At 67.7% G+C, this 16,616-nt stretch carries 9 protein-coding genes and 2 pseudogenes; 2 read left to right on the forward strand and 9 right to left on the reverse strand.

Annotation, left to right across the window (positions count from 1 at the left end; translation table 11 throughout):
* Positions 1-151: 151 nt before the first annotated feature.
* Together ACIQ1J_RS21100 and ACIQ1J_RS21105 are read right to left on the reverse strand one after the other, a co-directional pair.
* Positions 152-349, reverse strand: a pseudogene (locus tag ACIQ1J_RS21100) (ISAzo13 family transposase); the annotation flags it as partial.
* Between the two features lie 178 nt (positions 350-527).
* Positions 528-1,974: pseudogene (locus ACIQ1J_RS21105) on the reverse strand (IS1380 family transposase).
* 957 nt (positions 1,975-2,931) lie between these two features.
* On the opposite strand from ACIQ1J_RS21105, the gene ACIQ1J_RS21110 reads away from it, so the two are divergent.
* On the forward strand, positions 2,932-3,375 hold the full coding sequence (locus ACIQ1J_RS21110) for a hypothetical protein (protein ID WP_403558641.1): 444 nt from the start codon (positions 2,932-2,934) through the stop codon (positions 3,373-3,375).
* 817 nt (positions 3,376-4,192) lie between these two features.
* Here the strand turns inward: ACIQ1J_RS21110 and ACIQ1J_RS21115 are convergent.
* The 7 genes from ACIQ1J_RS21115 to ACIQ1J_RS21145 all read right to left on the reverse strand — a co-directional run bounded on the left by ACIQ1J_RS21115 (position 4,193) and on the right by ACIQ1J_RS21145 (position 15,949).
* Complete coding sequence (locus ACIQ1J_RS21115) at positions 4,193-5,320, reverse strand: ABC transporter ATP-binding protein (RefSeq protein WP_403558642.1); 1,128 nt, start codon at positions 5,318-5,320, stop codon at positions 4,193-4,195.
* Positions 5,321-5,347: 27 nt separating this feature from the next.
* Positions 5,348-6,409 (reverse strand): ABC transporter ATP-binding protein, encoded by a 1,062-nt coding sequence (locus ACIQ1J_RS21120; RefSeq protein WP_403558644.1) that lies wholly within the window; start codon positions 6,407-6,409, stop codon positions 5,348-5,350.
* 10 nt (positions 6,410-6,419) lie between these two features.
* Positions 6,420-7,397, reverse strand: a complete 978-nt coding sequence (locus ACIQ1J_RS21125; RefSeq protein WP_210963732.1) for an ABC transporter permease — start codon at positions 7,395-7,397, stop codon at positions 6,420-6,422.
* A gap of 112 nt (positions 7,398-7,509) precedes the next feature.
* The gene (locus tag ACIQ1J_RS21130; protein ID WP_403558647.1) at positions 7,510-9,312 is read right to left on the reverse strand and encodes an ABC transporter substrate-binding protein; all 1,803 of its coding nucleotides are present in this window, start codon (positions 9,310-9,312) and stop codon (positions 7,510-7,512) included.
* A gap of 112 nt (positions 9,313-9,424) precedes the next feature.
* The gene (locus ACIQ1J_RS21135; RefSeq protein ID WP_403558649.1) at positions 9,425-10,456 is read right to left on the reverse strand and encodes an ABC transporter permease; all 1,032 of its coding nucleotides are present in this window, start codon (positions 10,454-10,456) and stop codon (positions 9,425-9,427) included.
* 925 nt (positions 10,457-11,381) lie between these two features.
* Entirely contained in the window at positions 11,382-13,289 is a 1,908-nt protein-coding gene (gene typA / locus ACIQ1J_RS21140) for a translational GTPase TypA (protein WP_210963729.1), read from the reverse strand.
* A 374-nt stretch (positions 13,290-13,663) separates the two neighbouring features.
* Positions 13,664-15,949, reverse strand: coding sequence for an ABC transporter family substrate-binding protein (locus ACIQ1J_RS21145; RefSeq protein WP_403558651.1), 2,286 nt, complete (start codon positions 15,947-15,949; stop codon positions 13,664-13,666).
* A gap of 348 nt (positions 15,950-16,297) precedes the next feature.
* Here ACIQ1J_RS21145 and ACIQ1J_RS21150 point away from each other — a divergent pair, with 348 nt between their 5' ends.
* The gene (locus tag ACIQ1J_RS21150) at positions 16,298-16,588 is read left to right on the forward strand and encodes a hypothetical protein (RefSeq protein WP_403558653.1); all 291 of its coding nucleotides are present in this window, start codon (positions 16,298-16,300) and stop codon (positions 16,586-16,588) included.
* Positions 16,589-16,616 lie beyond the last annotated feature (28 nt).

Consider the following 16,616-nt stretch of genomic DNA (forward strand, 5'->3'; position numbering starts at 1 on the left):
CGGGGGACGCATGGTGGTGGAGTTCCCCCCGCGGGCTGGACAGCGGGTGTCTACGCTGCGGGGGAGGGTCTGCCTGAGCAGGGATCTCGTCTCGAGTGGGGTGACGTATCCGTAATCGGGGTGTCGGCGAAGCTGGCTGCGGTCCAGCGCCCGGTTCGGGCATGCCGGTCAGCTCCGGGTTGCGCAGACAGCCGGAGCAGGGTTGCGGGGCCGGGCGGTCGGCTGACCGCGGGTTCTTGTCTGCCCCGGTGTTGTCGCAAGCTTGGGGGCGGAAGGTGTAGTTCCAGTCGCCGTGTAAGCGGTGCCGGCGCATGGGCAGGGCGGCGATGACGCTGTCGGTAACCTTGATGCTCCGCGAGCCCTTAGCCTTGATCCACCGACGTGGTTTGGGGAGTGATCTTGTGGCCGGTTTCGAGCCGGTTTCAGGTCGGCGGTTGGGCCTGGGCAGGTGGTAGCCGCTGGTCTGCCCAGCTTTTCCACGGGTTCGGTTCCGGTGGGGCCCTGGCGGGCGGGGTGGGCAGGGGCTGTCAGGCCGGTGCGGGTGGGCCGTGGACGGTGTCGAAGAGGTGTGTCCAGGCGTCTGCCAGGGCCAGTTGTGCGGCAGGCGCAGGGTGATGTGTCGTGCGGAGCGGGCGATCCGGGCGGGAACCTGGACCAGGTGGGTGCGGAGGGTGGCGGTGGTGGCCTTGGCGTGGAAGGCGGAGGTCAGTGCGCCGGTGGCCCGGAGCAGGTTGTAGGTCATCGCCCACAGGGTGAGCCAGGCGGCGTTGGCGTGGAAGTGCCCGGAGGGCAGGTGCGCCAGAGCTCCGGCTTTGCTGTCCGCGATGACCTGCTCGACCACGGCGTGGTGGCGGTGTTCCCGCTCGGCCTGCAGCGTTGCGGCAGGCTGGTCGGTGAAGAAGGGGTGGTAGCGCCAGACGGGGAACAGCTCGCCCTGCTCACCCACGACGGCGGGTTTGGCCAGGTCACGGACGCGGCGCACGATCAGCCGGGCGGTGGCCCGGTCACTCTTTTTGCGGCTGGCGAACGCGGTGTATTCGGGTATCTCGGCGACTTCGGCGTCCGAGATGAGCTCACCGGTCTCGGGATCGGGCACTGCGGTCGGGTAGCTGATCTGCTGCCATTTTTCGTCGGGAATGCTGAGGACGGCCCGTTTGATGGAGGGGTTCATCCCGGTGGTGATCGAGAAGTGGGCCCCGGCCCGGCGGCACGCGGCGATCACACCGGCGTTGTAGAACTGCGAGTCGGCCCGCAGGACACGGGTCTCGGTGCAGCCTGCCTCGCGGGCGGTAGCCAGGGCCTCGCTCACGAATTTCGGGGCGCCCCGGGAGTCCGCTGCTTTACCGCGGCGCATCCGCACAGTCGCGATCACCGGCCGGGAGGTGGGGGTGCAGATCGTGGCGAGCAGGGGGTGCAGGGTGCGGATGCCCTTGAACCGGCCGTACTCGGCGCCCTGTTTCGTCCGGCCGTAGACCCGCTTGTGGGTGGAGTCAACATCGATGAACGCCAGCTCGTCCGAGCCCGGCAACAAGGGGGTGTGCGCGGCCAGCGCGGCCAGGAACCGGCGGTGGACAGCGTGGAGTTGAAGGGCATGACCGTGGGTGAACGCGCGAAGAAACGTACCCAGGGTGGACGGGGAACGGATCCCGCCGAACACGGCCGGCATCGCCCCGTGGCGCAGAACGTTCAGGTCGTCGATGCTGTCCGCACCCGCGGCCATCCGGCCACGATGCTGGTGACCTTGGCGTCCGCTGCCGCACCCGCGCCGTTCTTTGCCCCGGTCAGCCTCACCTTCTCGGCCACCAAGCGCGACAGCCCGCACCGCTCGGCCAGCCGCATCACCGGGACCAGCCCGGCATGCGCGATCAGATTCGGGTCATCGAACACAGCGGAGACCGCCGCCGGAGTATGGTAAACTTGCTTCTCGGAAGTGCCTTGCCGATCGTGCGTGCTGGAAGCCTGAAGAACTCCCATTATCGCAGGTCACAAGGCACTTTCTCGTTTCAAGAAGAGTTATCCACAGACATCAAATCGGTGGATCAAGGCTTAGAGTTCACCGCCCGCCTGGCCCGACGCGCAGGGCGGCGTGGACCCGCGGGGCCCCGTAGGCGCCGCGCGAGCTGACATGCAGCACCCGGATCTTGCCCACCAGCACCTCCTCGCCCCGCTCCCGCACCGCCCGGGCCGGCCCTGACGTGCCCTGTCCGCGTAGTAGGTGGAGCGGGGCACTCCCAGCACACGGCACAAAAACGAAACGCTGTGAACTGTGGGTTTACCCTCCGACGCCTTCTCCCCATCGATGAAGTGGCACCGTACCGCGGTGTCTACCTCATCTTGTCCCAAGCGAAGAAGGCGGTCGCTTTCCCCAGGACCTCGAGCGTCGCCTCCTGCTCGTGGGCCTTCCGCCACAGCTTGACCGGTTCCTCACGCTCCGTAGTGGTCAAAGCCCCGCGGGCCCGTCGCCACGGTCGATCTTCTCCTGCTTGAACCACCCGCGCAGCCCTTCCGGGCTCCCGCCCAGCTCCCTCGCGACCTCGATGACCGTCTTCTCCGATGACTAGGCCAAGGCAACCGTGTCCCACATGAACTCGGCTCTATACCGCTTACTCGTATTACCCTTCTCGCTCACTACCTGTAACTGCTTCCTTCAAGACCGTCCGTCCCAGTATCAAGCTGCCCAGCTAGCAGGGGGAACTTCACGGCGATCGGGATGAGGCAGCTTCGTCCACGCCCAGTCGACACTGATTTCAATCTGTCTCAAAAGGTTACGTTCGGCCTTGCTGTCGGCGGTAAACCGTGCAAATGTCGCAGCCTCCACGGCCAAGAGTCCTAGGTGCACTAGGGGAACGCAGCGCGCGTTCGAATGAGGCACTGCGCCCATTGTTCCTGCTCGATTCGCCGCAAGCGAGAGACTGGAGAAGGGAACCTAAGATGACTAAGAAGAGCACCCTCACGGGCATTGTCGGGCTGACGACCACAGCCGTTGCAGCGCTCGCCCTCGCCGTACCGGGAACGGCACAGGCGGCGGCCACTTCCTACTGGATCGGTGACTGCGACAAATGGGCTGCTGACGGAGATCCAGGTGCCAACGACATGGTTGCCACCCTGCGACGGTCGAGTGATGCTGCAAAGCATGCTTACGCGTCTTTCAAAGGCTACGGCGAGACGTTGTACTTCTACAACAAGGCCGGGGCTTCGATGAACTTCCGAGTCGACATTGCCAACGGCTCGACGCACGAAAGGGCGTGGGACAGGACCCTCGGCACCGGTCAGTCGGAGAATATGGACTTCGACATTGCGGAGGGCCGCACAGTGTACCTGCGTATCGGGACACCGGGCGGGGACGACACGGCCTTCTGTCAGGGGAAGGCCTGAGACATCGACCGAACTCGACTGCGCCGCACGCTGGAGCACCCCGGGCGCGGTGAAACTGTCGACGTCCCATGGGCCGGACTGAGGCATCTGTCCGGCCCACGCCCCTGTTCGTCGGTGCTGGAGGCCTTCGCTCCGGCCACGTCGAGTAAGGCAGCCGCAAGTGAATCAGTTTCCGAGCCAAGAAGAAGGAGCATTCCACTTCTCGCCTCCGTACGCGCGCCTCGGACTCAAGAGCTCGCCGTCTCTCACACCGCCGGCCATCCCCAGATGGCCGCCGGGTGCGAGCGCACGCTGGATGCATGCGGCCAGCCCATGCTTACCAGACGGGCTGTGGCTGTGCCGGGCCTGCGATCCAGGTTCGCGACGCCGAACCACGACCGGTCACCTTGACAGGTTCGGCGAACATGACCGGCATCGAGCGTATCAACGGCTCATCGGTCCTATCCGCGTGTCCGCATCGAGGTCGGCGGCCGAGCCGTGGCCTCGCGGACCGGAGTCGTGCTGCTGGTCGACACGATCCGCAAATCCGGCCTGACCCAGGAGGACTGCGCCCCGGCAGTACGGACTCGCACGGACAGCCTGGAGAAACCGGCCTCGAAGAGCGGGGAAGCTCAGGCTCTGGGGGGCTGCCACAGGCCCGGGCGACCGGTCGGCGTGAAATCCACCAGGTAGGCGGAGCCGCTTTCGACTGAGCGCGAAACTCGTCGGCCGACGAAGGGGAACCGCAAGGTCAAGCGACCGCGAGGCGGATGGGCCGTCAGTCATGGGATTGGGGAACCGGGGCAGAGAAGAGGGGATTCCGCCCCGGTCCTACAACTCAGGACGTGGAAGGGCCCTGCCCCAAAAACTTCTGTCCCGGATTCAGGACCACGTCCTCACCGCGAGCCTCGATACTCGGCTCTTCGGGGAAATGACATGCCGTCAGGTGGCCCGCTCTACTCCGCTCGATCCGCACCAGCGGCGGTTCCTGCGTCGCGCACTTGTCCTGCGCCTTCCAGCACCGCGTACGGAACCGGCAGCCGGACGGCGGGGCGATCGGCGAGGGAACGTCACCCTCGAGGCGGATCCGCTCCCTCTGCTCCCCGTCGACGTCGGCTTCCGGCACCGCGGACAGCAGCGCGTGCGTGTACGGGTGCCGGGGCCGGCTGTAGATCGAGTCCCGGTCCGCGATCTCAACGATCTTGCCGAGGTACATCACCGCGACGCGCTGCGAGAAGTGCCGCACGATCGCTAGATCGTGGGCGATGAAGACGAACGCGATCCCCATCTCCCGCTGCACTTCCTGCAGCAGGTTCACCACCTGGGCCTGGATCGACACGTCGAGGGCGGAGACCGGCTCGTCGGCGACAATGAGCTTCGGCTGCAGGGCGACCGCACGCGCGACACCGATGCGCTGACGCTGACCGCCGGAGAACTCGTGCGGGAAGCGGTTGTAATGCTCCGGGTTGAGACCCACGATTTCCAGAAGCTCCCGGACGCGCTTCTCCCGGCCCCCGGGCGGGTTGATCCCGTTGATCTCCATCGGGCCCGCGATGATGGTGCCCACGGTCTGACGTGGGTTCAGCGACGCGTACGGGTCCTGGAAGATCATCTGGATCTCGGACCTGATCGGCGCCAGCTGTCGCCGGTTGGCGCGGGTGATGTCCTGACCCCGGTACTCGATGGTGCCGCGGGTCGGCTCGTACAGCCGGGTCAGCAGCCGTCCGGTCGTCGACTTGCCGCAGCCGGACTCGCCGACGAGGCCGAGGCTCTCCCCCGGGTAGACCTCGAAGTCGACGCCGTCCACGGCCTTGACGTGGCCGACGGTGCGCTTGATCGGGAAGCCGCCCTTGATCGGGAAGTGCTTCGTCAGACCGCTGGCCTTGAGGAGCGGCGCGCTGTCGCCGTCCCGCTGCTGCGGGATCGTGTCGGCGACCGCCGTGGTCGTCTTGCTGTTGTCGCTCATGATGATGCCCCAGTCGCCGGTTTCCGCTCAGCCCAGCCGGGGCTGAATCTTCTCGATGAACACCTGCTGCCGCTGTTCCCTGGTCAGGTGACAGGCGGCCGCGCGTCCCTGGGGCAGCACCGGACGCTCACCCGAGCATCGGCTCCCGGAGACCTGGTCGGTGAAGCCGCAGCGCGGGTGGAAAGCGCAACCCGAGGGCGGGTTGAGCAGCGACGGCGGCGATCCCGGGATCGGCAGCAGCGGCTCGTCGACGTCCGAGGAGAGCCTCGGCATCGATCCCAGCAGACCCCAGGTGTACGGGTGCTGCGGTGACTTGAGCACCTCGCGTACCGTGCCACGCTCGACGGCCCGGCCCGCGTACATGACCAGGATGTCGTCGGCCGTGTTGCCGACCACGCCCAGGTCGTGGGTGATCATGATGATCGCGGAGCCGAACTCCTGCTGGAGGTCCTTGAGCAGGTCGAGGATCTGCGCCTGCACGGTCACGTCGAGCGCCGTGGTCGGCTCGTCCGCGATGAGCAGGTCAGGGTTGCAGGACAGGGCCATGGCGATCATGGCGCGCTGGCGCATCCCGCCGGAGAACTGGTGCGGGTAGTCGTCGACCCGCGACTGCGGATGCGGGATGCCGACCTTCTGCAGCAGGTCGATGGCGCGCTCTCGGCCGTCCTTCTTGGACGCCCCGGTGTGCTTGATGAAGGGCTCGGCGATCTGCCGGCCGACCGTGTAGTACGGCGACAGCGCGGTCAGCGCGTCCTGGAAGATCATCGCCATCTTCTTGCCGCGCAGCTTCTCCAGCTGCTTCTCCTCGGCGTCGGTCAGCTCCTGGCCGTCCAGGGTGATCGATCCGTCGATGGCGGTCTTCCGGCGGTCGTGCAGGCCGAGCACGGCCAGGTTGGTCACCGACTTGCCGGAGCCGGATTCGCCCACGATGCCGAGGGTCTTGCCCCGCTCCAGGTCGAAGGAGAGCCCGTCCACCGCCTTGACGACGCCGCCCTCGGTGGAGAAGTGGACCTTGAGGTCACGCACCGAGAGAAACGCGTCCCCCGCGGCGGCGGCCGGGGCCTCTTCGGGCTTGGTCTGAGTGGTCACGGTGGTTCTCCTAGGACAGGCGCACGCGCGGGTCGATGACGGCGTACAGGGCGTCCACGATCAGGTTGAAGACGATGATGAGCGCGGCACTGACGAGCATGACGCCCATCAGCATCGGCAGGTCCTTGTTGGTGACGGAGTCCAGCGCGAGCCGGCCGATCCCGGCCAGACCGAACGTCATCTCGGTCACCATGCCGCCGCCCATCAGCGCGGACAGGTCGATGCCGAGGATGGTGACGATGGGGACGAGGGAACCCCGCCAGGCGTAGCGGAAGAAGGTGTAGTTGCCCGACATGCCCTTGGCGCGGGCCGCCTTCACGTGCTCTTCCTGGAGTTGCTCGATCATCGACGAGCGGCTCATACGGGTGTAGTTGGCGGTGAAGATGGTCGCCATGACGATCCATGGGATCAACAGGCCCATGAACCAGCCGCCGAGGTCCTCGGAGAACGGCACGTACTTCGGCTTGTCCAGCCAGCCGGTGCTGTAGACGAACAGAAGCAGCACGAGCGGGCCGAGGAAGTAGATCTGCAGGGAGCTGACGACGAGCGACCCGGAGCTGAACACCTTGTCGACCCAGGTACCGCGGTTCTTGGCGGCCAGCATGCCGGCGCCGAGGCCGAGGATGAGGAAGACCACCAGGCTGCCGAGGGTCAGGGAGACGGTCAGCGGGAAGCGGTCGAGGATCGTGTCCCAGACGTTCTGGTCGTTGGCGAAGGAGACGCCGAAGCACGGGGCGGGGCAGTGTCCGACGGCGAAGTCACGGCCGGCGAAGATGCCGATCAGGAAGTTCCAGTACTGGACCGTGACCGGCTTGTCGAGGCCCATGTTCTGGTGAATGATCGCCAGCGCGTCCGGAGTGCAGTTCTTGCCACAGGCCAGCATGGCCGGGTCCTGCGGGATCGCGAAGAACATGAAGAACGTGAACGCACTGATCAACAGCAGAATCAGCGCCGCGCCGAACGTCCGGCGAATGAGGAATTGAAGCATGGCAGGCAGCTGCTCTCAGGACGGCGGCAATCGGAGGGGAGGCTGGAAGGTGTCCGGGCCCCGGCGGTGGGCGCTCCGCCGCGCGCCCACCACCGAAGTCCCGGCCTGACGGTTACTTCTTGAGGAAGATCCGGGTCACGTCCACGTAGCTCGAGTCGGAGCTGTAGCGGATGCCGCCGATGTTCGAACCGAAGATCTGGAAGACCTTGGTGTAGTAGATCGGCGCGGCCGGGTTGACCTCCGTGGAGATGTACTCGTTCAGCTCGGCCCACGCCTTGGTGGCCTCGGCCGTGTCGGCGATCTTCTCGATGCGCTTGATCTCCGAGTTGACGTGCTCGTCGTTGATGTGCGAGTAGTTCGACGAGCCGTCCTGGATCTGCGTGCCGTCGTACACCGGCGGGATGACCGTGGAGGCGGACGGCCAGTCCTGACCCCATCCGGTCATGTACAGGTCGTAGCCGTTCTTGACCTTGCCGACCTGCTCGTACCAGGTGGCCTGGTCGATCTCCTTCTTCTGGATGTCGAGGCCGATCTTCTCCAGCGCGTCGGTGATCAGGACGGCCTGCTGCTGACGGACCGGCGTGTTGGCGTAGGCGTAGACGAGGCTCCTGCCCTCGAAGCCGCCTTCCTTGACCAGCTTCTTGGCGGCCTCGATGTCGCCGTTGGGCTTCTTGTGACGGTCGAACGGGTCGAAGCTCTCGTCATAGCCCGGAGTCGTGGGCGACATCAGCGAGTTGGCGACCTCACCGCCGTAGGCGCCACCGTCGGTCTTGAAGACCGAGTCGGAGGGCAGCGCCAGGGTGATGGCGTCACGGAGCTTCTTGTCCTTGACGCGGTCCAGGTTGAAGTTGAGCTGCCACACGTAGGGCGCGTAGCCCTGGATCGTGCGGTTCTTCATGGCCTCCTTGTCGCCCACCACCTTCTGCAGCTGCGTGGTGGCGACCTGGCCCGTGAACATCATGGCGTTCTTGGCCTCGCCCTGGTCGGCGAGGAGGGTCTTGGTCTGGTCCTCGTCGTCGTGGTTCATCGAGATGTTGAACCCGTCGACGTACTGGTGACGCACCGAGTCGGACTTCGGGTCCCACTGGGTGTTCTTCACCAGCTTCATGGACTTGCCCGGCTTGAAGTCGGCGATCTTGTACGGACCGACGGCGACCGGGGCGGAGTCGTACTTCGCCTTGGTGTCCGTCTCCTCGGGGACGACGCTGTAACCGGGCATGGTCAGCGTCTGCGGGACGTCGGGCCGCGCGTCCTTGAAGTGGAAGACGACCGTCTTGTCGTCCGGCGTCTCCAGGACGGTGTCGGGCAGGTGCTTGCCCTTGTCCGGGCCGGCGTAGGCGTCACGGTAGGTGGTGCCGGCGCCGGACAGCCACTGCTGCAGGTACGTCGGACCGTCGGTGATGTAGTTGGAGTACAGGCGCTCGACCGTGTTGCGGATGTCCGCCGCGTTGATCGGGTTCCCGTTCTCGTCCTTGAGGTTGTCCTTGAGGGTGTACGTCCAGGTCTTGCCGCCGTCGGACGGCGTGCCCGCGTCGGTGGCGAGGTCGCCCACGACGGTCAGGTTGCCGTTCTCGTCCTCGTCGTACTGGGTCAGACCGCGGAAGATGAGGCGGCTGAGCAGCTTGCCGTCCGAGACGTAGATCTGGCCCGGGTCCAGGTGGGAGAAGTCGTCCTCCTGGTAGACCGTCGCGACGCCGCCCGGCTTGGCTCCCGGAACCTCGGGGGCCGGACCGGTGGACGCCTTGGCGTCACCGATCTGGACCGGCTTCGACTGCGACTTGGCGTCCTCCTTCTTCTTGCTGGCGTCCTTGGACGAGCTGTCGCTGTCACCACCACCGCAGGCGGTGAGGGTGAGGGCGCCGGCTGCGACCGCGACTATGGCGGCCGTGGCGGTGCGGTTACGGAAGATGCTCATAGGGACGAATCCACCTGCCTGTGAGTAGTGAGCACTGCTGGTGCGTGGCCGGGGCCGGGCTGGGCGGCGCCGAACCGGCCGGGCGAGGATGTGGGGGGTCCCCCTGGGGGTCTCAGCGGTTCGTCTTGGGATCGAAGGCGTCCCGCACCGAGTCACCGAGGAGATTGAAGGCCACAATGAAGATCACCATGGCCACTCCGGGGAAGAGCATGTAGTACGGGTCCTGCTCGACGATGCCGGCGCCGATGGCGAACATCCGCCCCCAGTCCGGCGTGGGCTCGACGTACCCCACGCCCACGAAGGAGAGGAACGCGATGCTGAGGATGGTGCTCGGCAGCGTGAGCGTCGCCTGTACCAGCGTCGGGGTGACGATGTTGGGCAGCAGCTCCTTGCGCAGGATGCGCCAGGGCGAGGCCCCTGAGATACGTGCCGCCTCGATGAACTCCCGGTCGCGCAGGGACATCGTGGCGCCCCGGACAATGCGGGCCATGCTCATCCAGCCGAGGAAGGACAGCACGATGATGATGGCGGCTGCGCGCACGTAGGTGGGCGTCTCCTTGTCCGGGGCGACGAACACCGTGGTGATGACGGGCATAGCGGCGACGAAGAAGAGCTGGCTGGGCAGGGCCATGAAGAAGTCGGTGATCCGGCCGAGCCAGTAGTCGATCCGCCCGCCGAAGTAACCGCCGGCGAGGCCGATCAGGACACCCAGCACCGTCATGATGATGGTCGCGGCCAGCGCGGTGGCCATCGAGTTGCGCATCCCGTACAGCAGCTGGGTGAACACGTCGCGGCCCAGGCCCGGTTCGATGCCGAACCAGAAGTCGCCGCTGATACCGCCGAAGGGCGCGGCCGGCATGGTGAACATGTCCAGGAGGTCGGGGTTCTCCTGCCCGTACAGCGTGTACGGGTCCTTGCCGTAGACCTTCGAGATCAGCGGCGCCGCCGCCGCGATCGCGAAGAAGAACAGGACGACGAAGGCAGAGATCACACCGGCCCGGTCGCGCTTGAAGCGCGCCCACATCAACTGTCCGGGCTTGCGCCCTTCCGGCTCCTTGGGCTTCGGGGCGTCACCCTGCGGCGCGCTCTCTTTGTCCAAGACGGAAGAGGCTTCAGCACCCTCAATCTCGATTGGACTCGTCATGATTCGTCCATTTCACAGGTTGGAGGTCGTCGGGACTGCACGGCCGTCCGACGGCCTTCGCACGGCGTACGTCTGTCGCAGCGCGCGAGGGGAACAACGACGGAGGGGTGACAACACCCTTGGAGAACCCTGGCTCGCGGCCGGTATCCACCGGCCGACGGCACGCGTCGTCAAGGAAGTTCGCGACGCCTGGCCGCTGCCGCAACCACCGGGACGGCACTGAACGCACCCGCGGGGCCTACACCTGCCATCGGGGACGATGCGACCCATATGGCGCTTGTGGCACCTCGCATGGGTTCCTCCTCATGAATCCGCTGGTTCACCGCAAAGAGGAGCACACGACACATCCCGGCCACTCATGGGTGACCGGAGATTCGCCAAGTGCCCCCGCCGCTCGCGAGCCCGCACCGTCAGGGCGTGACCCGTTCATCCGAGCTTTATGTGGCTAACTATCTGCCATCCGCCGGGGAACGAACCACACTCTAGAGGTCTCGGTTCGATCACAGATAGAGGCCAGATCTTTCAAAATCCGGACAAAGGGTTTGGTGAGAGATCACAGCGAAACGGACTTGTTACACATCTAGCGGAGGTTACTGTCCGTATAACGGACGCTTGTGTGACGAAAAGTGATTGCGCGTAACGCGCCGGCGGTGCAGGCTGCCTTGCAGGTCTGTCTCGCGCTCGGCGACGCCGACCGCGGGGCACGAAAAGACGCCGCCTGCGGGGCACGGGAATCGGCCCGTCGGGCGCTCCGGTTCCGCGCAGGTTAGTGCGGTTCGAGCTGCTCAACGGCGTCCGACGACGAAATCGAGGGTTTTCCCTACCCCTCCTTGCGAGTTCTGGGCGGCCGTCGGTGCGCCGCACCATGCGAAGCGGCACCGGACACCACGTCAGACGTGGTGTCCGGTGCCGCCGAAGAGTGGAATCAGTTGTGCTTGGCGCGGCTCGCGGCGCGGGCGCGCTCGCGGGCGTCCAGGTTCACCTTGCGGATGCGAACGGCCTCCGGGGTCACCTCGACACACTCGTCGTCGCGGCAGAACTCCAGCGACTGCTCCAGCGAGAGCTTGCGCGGCGGGACGATCGCCTCGAACGAGTCGGCCGAGGACGACCGCATGTTGGTGAGCTTCTTCTCCTTGGTGATGTTCACGTCCATGTCGTCGGCGCGGGAGTTCTCGCCGACGATCATGCCCTCGTACACCTCGGTGCCGGGCTCCGTGAAGAGCACGCCGCGCTCCTGGAGGTTCGTCATCGCGAACGCGGTGACGGCACCGGAGCGGTCGGCGACCAGCGAGCCGTTGTTACGGGTCGTGAGGTTGCCGAACCAGGGCTCGTGGCCCTCGTGGATGGAGTGCGCGATGCCGGTGCCGCGGGTCTGGGTCAGGAACTCCGTGCGGAAGCCGATCAGACCGCGGGAGGGGACCACGAACTCCATGCGGACCCAGCCGGAGCCGTGGTTGGACATGTTGTCCATCCGGCCCTTGCGCACGCCCATGAGCTGCGTGACCGCGCCCATGTGCTCCTCGGGCACGTCGATCGTCATGCGCTCGACGGGCTCGTACGTCTTGCCCTCGACGTCCTTGGTGACGACCTGCGGCTTGCCGATGGTCAGCTCGAAGCCCTCACGGCGCATCTGCTCGACCAGGATGGCCAGCGCCAGCTCACCGCGGCCCTGCACCTCCCAGGCGTCCGGGCGCTCGGTGTCCAGGACACGGAGCGAGACGTTGCCGATCAGCTCGCGGTCCAGGCGGTCCTTGACCTGGCGGGCGGTGACCTTGCGGTCCTTGACGGCCGCCTTGTTGTCCGCGCCCTTGCCGGTGGCGCCGCGGCCGACCAGCGGCGAGGTGTTGGTGCCGATGGTCATGGAGATCGCGGGCTCGTCCACCGTGATCAGCGGCAGCGGTACCGGGTTCTCCTGGTCGGCCAGGGTCTCGCCGATCATGATGTCCGGGATACCGGCGACGGCGCAGATGTCACCGGGCGCGGCCTTCTCGGCGGGCTTGCGGGTGAGCGCCTCCGTCATCATCAGCTCGGAGATCCGCACGTTCTGCACGGACCCGTCGCGCTTCATCCAGGCGACCGTCTGGCCCTTCTTCAGCTCGCCCTGGTGGACGCGGAGCAGGGCGATACGGCCGAGGAAGTTGTCCGCGTCCAGGTTGGTCACGTGCGCCTGGAGCGGAGCCTCCGCGTCGTAGGTCGGCGCCGGGATGTAGTCCAGGATCGTCGAGAAGAACGGCTCCAGGCTGGTGGAGTCGGACGGGACCGTGCCGTCGTCGGGCTTGGTGAGGGAGGCGACGCCGTCGCGGCCGCACGCGTAGACGATCGGGAACTCGATCTGCTCCTCGTCGGCGTCCAGGTCGAGGAAGAGGTCGTACGTCTCGTTGACGACCTCGTCGATCCGGGCGTCCGGGCGGTCCGTCTTGTTGATGCAGAGGATGATCGGCAGCCGCTGGCTGAGCGCCTTGCGCAGCACGAAGCGGGTCTGCGGCAGCGGGCCCTCGGAGGCGTCCACGAGCAGGACGACGCCGTCGACCATCGACAGGCCGCGCTCGACCTCGCCGCCGAAGTCGGCGTGGCCGGGGGTGTCGATGATGTTGATCGTGATGACGTCGCCGCCATCCTTCGGGTGGTACTTGACCGCCGTGTTCTTGGCGAGGATCGTGATGCCCTTCTCACGCTCCAGGTCGTTCGAGTCCATCATGCGGTCGTCGACGCCTTCGAGCTGGTGCGCGGCGAAGGCGCCGGCCTGCTTCAGCATTCCGTCGACGATGGTGGTCTTGCCGTGGTCGACGTGGGCGACGATGGCGACGTTGCGGATGTCGTGGCGCGTGGCCATATGAGGCGTACTCCCGGAGGGTGTGAGGACGGCCCTCGCGTACGTCCGTGTCACGCGGGCCTGCCGGGCGATACATGCCACGGCCTCACCCAATGGTACGGGGCCCCGGGGGCCGGGGCTTCCCGGGTGCTGTACCGCCGGGCCCAGGGGGTGTCGTCCGGATCGGGCCGGCTCCGGGCGACGGTGCTTTGCGGCTGACCCGAACGGGGTCCGGTGCGTGCGGCTGCGAGGCGGAGGAGGGCGTCAGGGCGGAGCCCTGGGAACCGACGACAACGCCGCTGGGGGCACCTCCCACGCCCTTCAGGCAGTGAGGGAGCGCGTGCCGGACCCCGCGGCCCCGGCAGGGTCCAGACGACGCCCCCCTGGGCGCCCGGTCAGGACGAGGGGGTGGCCGACGGCCGGGAGCCGTGGGCGCCCTTCTTGAGGAAGCCCATGTCCTCGTAGACCGGGGTCTCGAAGCCGAAGGCGCCCACGTTGGCGAGGTTCTTCCGGGCCGCCACGAGCTGGGGGCGCTGGTAGAGGGGGAGGGAGCCGGCCGCCGCCCAGATCCGCGAGTCGGCCTTGCGGAGCAGGTTCCGCGCCTCCTTCTGGTCCAGCGTCGCCATGGCCTGGTCGAAGAGCTGGTCGACCTGGTCGGTGCCGACCCGGGTGTAGTTCTGCGCGACGTTCAGGGAGCCGTCGGCGGCCGGGACGGGCTTGGCGTAGATGGGGCGGGCGTCGGTGGCGGGGAAGGCGGACGCGGGCCAGGAGTAGAGCGCCAGGTCGTACTCGCCGGAGGCGACGTGGTCCTTGAAGTAGCTCTCGTCCGGCACTTTGGTGATGTCGGTGCCGACGCCGATCTTCTCCAGCATGTCCGAGATGCGGTCGGCCACGGTGCGCAGGGCCTCGGAACCGGGGCCGGAGGGGAGGACGAAGCGCAGGGTGAGCGCCTTGCCGTCCTTGGCGAGCGGGCCCGTCGCGGAGCCCGCCGGGGCGGCGGTGCCCTTGGGGGCGTAGGCGCCGGGGGCGCCGCCCTGCGCGGTGTTCTTGCCGCTGCTGTCCGCCCCCTCCTCCTTCTCCCCCTTCTCTTTGTCGTCCGTGTTCTTGTCGTCCGTGCTCTGGTCGTCCGTGCTCTGGTCGTCCGTGCTCTGGTCGTCCTCGCCGACGATGTACGTCCCGTCGTCGCCGCCTTCGGACTTCTTCTCGTCCTTGCCGTCCTTGTCCTTCTCGCCCTTGGCGCCGGCCGCCTTCTTCTCGCCGTCCTCGGACTCCTTCACGGGCCCGCCGGGCACCCACCCGGCGTCCGCGAGCAGGGCCCGGGCCTCCTTGGCGTTCTGGTCGCCGAGGGCGCCGCTGCCGTCGGCGTAGGCGGCCTGGCCGGACAGCGCGAGGTGGCTGCCCACGGGCTCGGCGGGCAGGCCCAGTGGCCCCAGCACCGCCTCGGCGAGCTTCTCGCGGTCCAGGGCGCGGGCCACGGCCCGCCGGACGCGTTCGTCGGCGAGGGGGCCGTCGGCGCCGTTCAGGGCGAGCTGGGTGTAGGCGGGCTCCAGCGACTTGCGGACCTCGAAGCCGCTCAGGGCCCGCTGCCGGCGTTCGAGCTTCGCCCGGGCCTCGCGCCGCTCCTCGCGGGCCAGGATCTCCTCCTCGGCGGCCTCCTCGTCGGAGCCGTTGGCGACCGCCCAGGAGCGCAGCGCCTGAGCGGCGGCCCTGCCCTGCGGGCCGGGGTGCGCCGAGCCGCCCGAGCCCGCGGCCGGGGTGCCGTCCGGGCCCGTGAGCGGGGTGCCGGTGGCGGCGTCCCGGGGGGCGGCGGCCAGGCCGGCCTGCTCGGCGGTGTCCGGGTCGATCTCGGCCAGGTCGAGCTTGCCCGCGACCAGCTCGGAGACCCGCTTGTCGCGGGGTACGGCGCGCAGCACGAGCTTGTCCAGCTTGGCCGGCTCCCCCCACCAGCGCGGGTTGCCGGTGAGGACGACCTCGTCGTCCTCGGTGTCGACCTCCTTGACGGCGAAGGGGCCGGCGGTGACCTTGAGCTTGCGCCGCGCGCCGTCGTTGAAGGCGTCCGGGGTGCCCATGACGTCCTTCGGGTACAGCGGTGTGAACAGCGACTTCCAGTCGGCGTAGGGCCGGCTGAAGGTGACCTTGACCTCCAGGTCGCCGGCGCCGCGCTGGATCTTCTCGATGCGGTCGTAGCCCGCGTTGCGGGCGGTCCAGTAGGCGCTGTCCTTCCCGGACAGGGCGCGCCACTGGGCGGCGAAGTCGGCGGCGCCGACCTCCCTGCCGTCGCTCCACACGGCCTGCTGGTTGAGCTTGTAGACGACGACCTGCTTGGGCTCGGTCTCGACGACCTCGGCCGATTCCAGGTAGTCGGGATTGCGCACCGGGCGGCCGGTCTCGTCCATCCGGTACATCGAGGGCAGCACGGCCTGCGCGACGCGGGCCGCGGTGGCGTCGGCGTCCGACTGGAAGGTGTTCAGCGTGTCCGGCACGGAGTCCACGGCCCAGCGCAGGGTGCCGCCGTCGGAGATCCGGGCGCGGCTCGCCGAGGCGATGTCCTGTCCGGCGAGCGGCTTGCCCGACGGGTCCTCGGAGCTGCAGCCGGCCAGCGCGGGGACCGCGAGCACGCCCGCGGTGAGGAAGGCGACCGAGCGCGTCACCGCGCGCGGTCCGACGCCGACGTGGGACATCTCTGCTACCTCCGGTAGACCGCGGGCCTGGTGATCACTTGTGGCGGTATTCGCGTTGTGCGTGGGTGTTGAATGCGTTATAGGCGGTATTGGCGTTGATCATTTGTATCCCGGGCAGGGATGCCGCCACTGAAGAGGAAACGGTTCGGCTACGCCGGGAGACACGACGACAGCGGTGCGTAACCTCACCCGTGCGGCGCAACACCACCCGTGATGCACCGACACGCCCCGGCCAATCACTGCACGTCCCTTCCCAGCGGCAGGTGTGACGCGCGACACTCGCAGGCGCATGAACGTCGCCACCCAGGGCCGGCCCCGTGCCGCGTCCTACGGAAGTGAGGTCACGTCATGTCCGTGCACGACGACCTGTCAGCGATCCAACGCAGTCTCGACGACCTGTCCCGGTCGGTGGCCCGGCTGGAACAGCAGCTGGGCGGCGGCGGCCTCGAGATACGCCGCGTCCGCACCGACGCCGACCATCTGCGCGAGAGCCTCGCGCTGCTGCGGGCGGCGGCAGCCGTGCCGGACGCGCCCAAGCGTCCGGACCTCGTCCCGATCTCCGACACGCCGTACGACGGCTCGCTGTGGACGGACTCGGACGACGAGGGCCTCGGCGCCCGCGACCGCCGCGCCCCCTGAACCCGACCCGACCGACCGGAGTCGCCCA

This window comes from Streptomyces sp. NPDC097107, from assembly GCF_044762405.1.
GTDB classification, from domain to species: domain Bacteria; phylum Actinomycetota; class Actinomycetes; order Streptomycetales; family Streptomycetaceae; genus Streptomyces; species Streptomyces thinghirensis.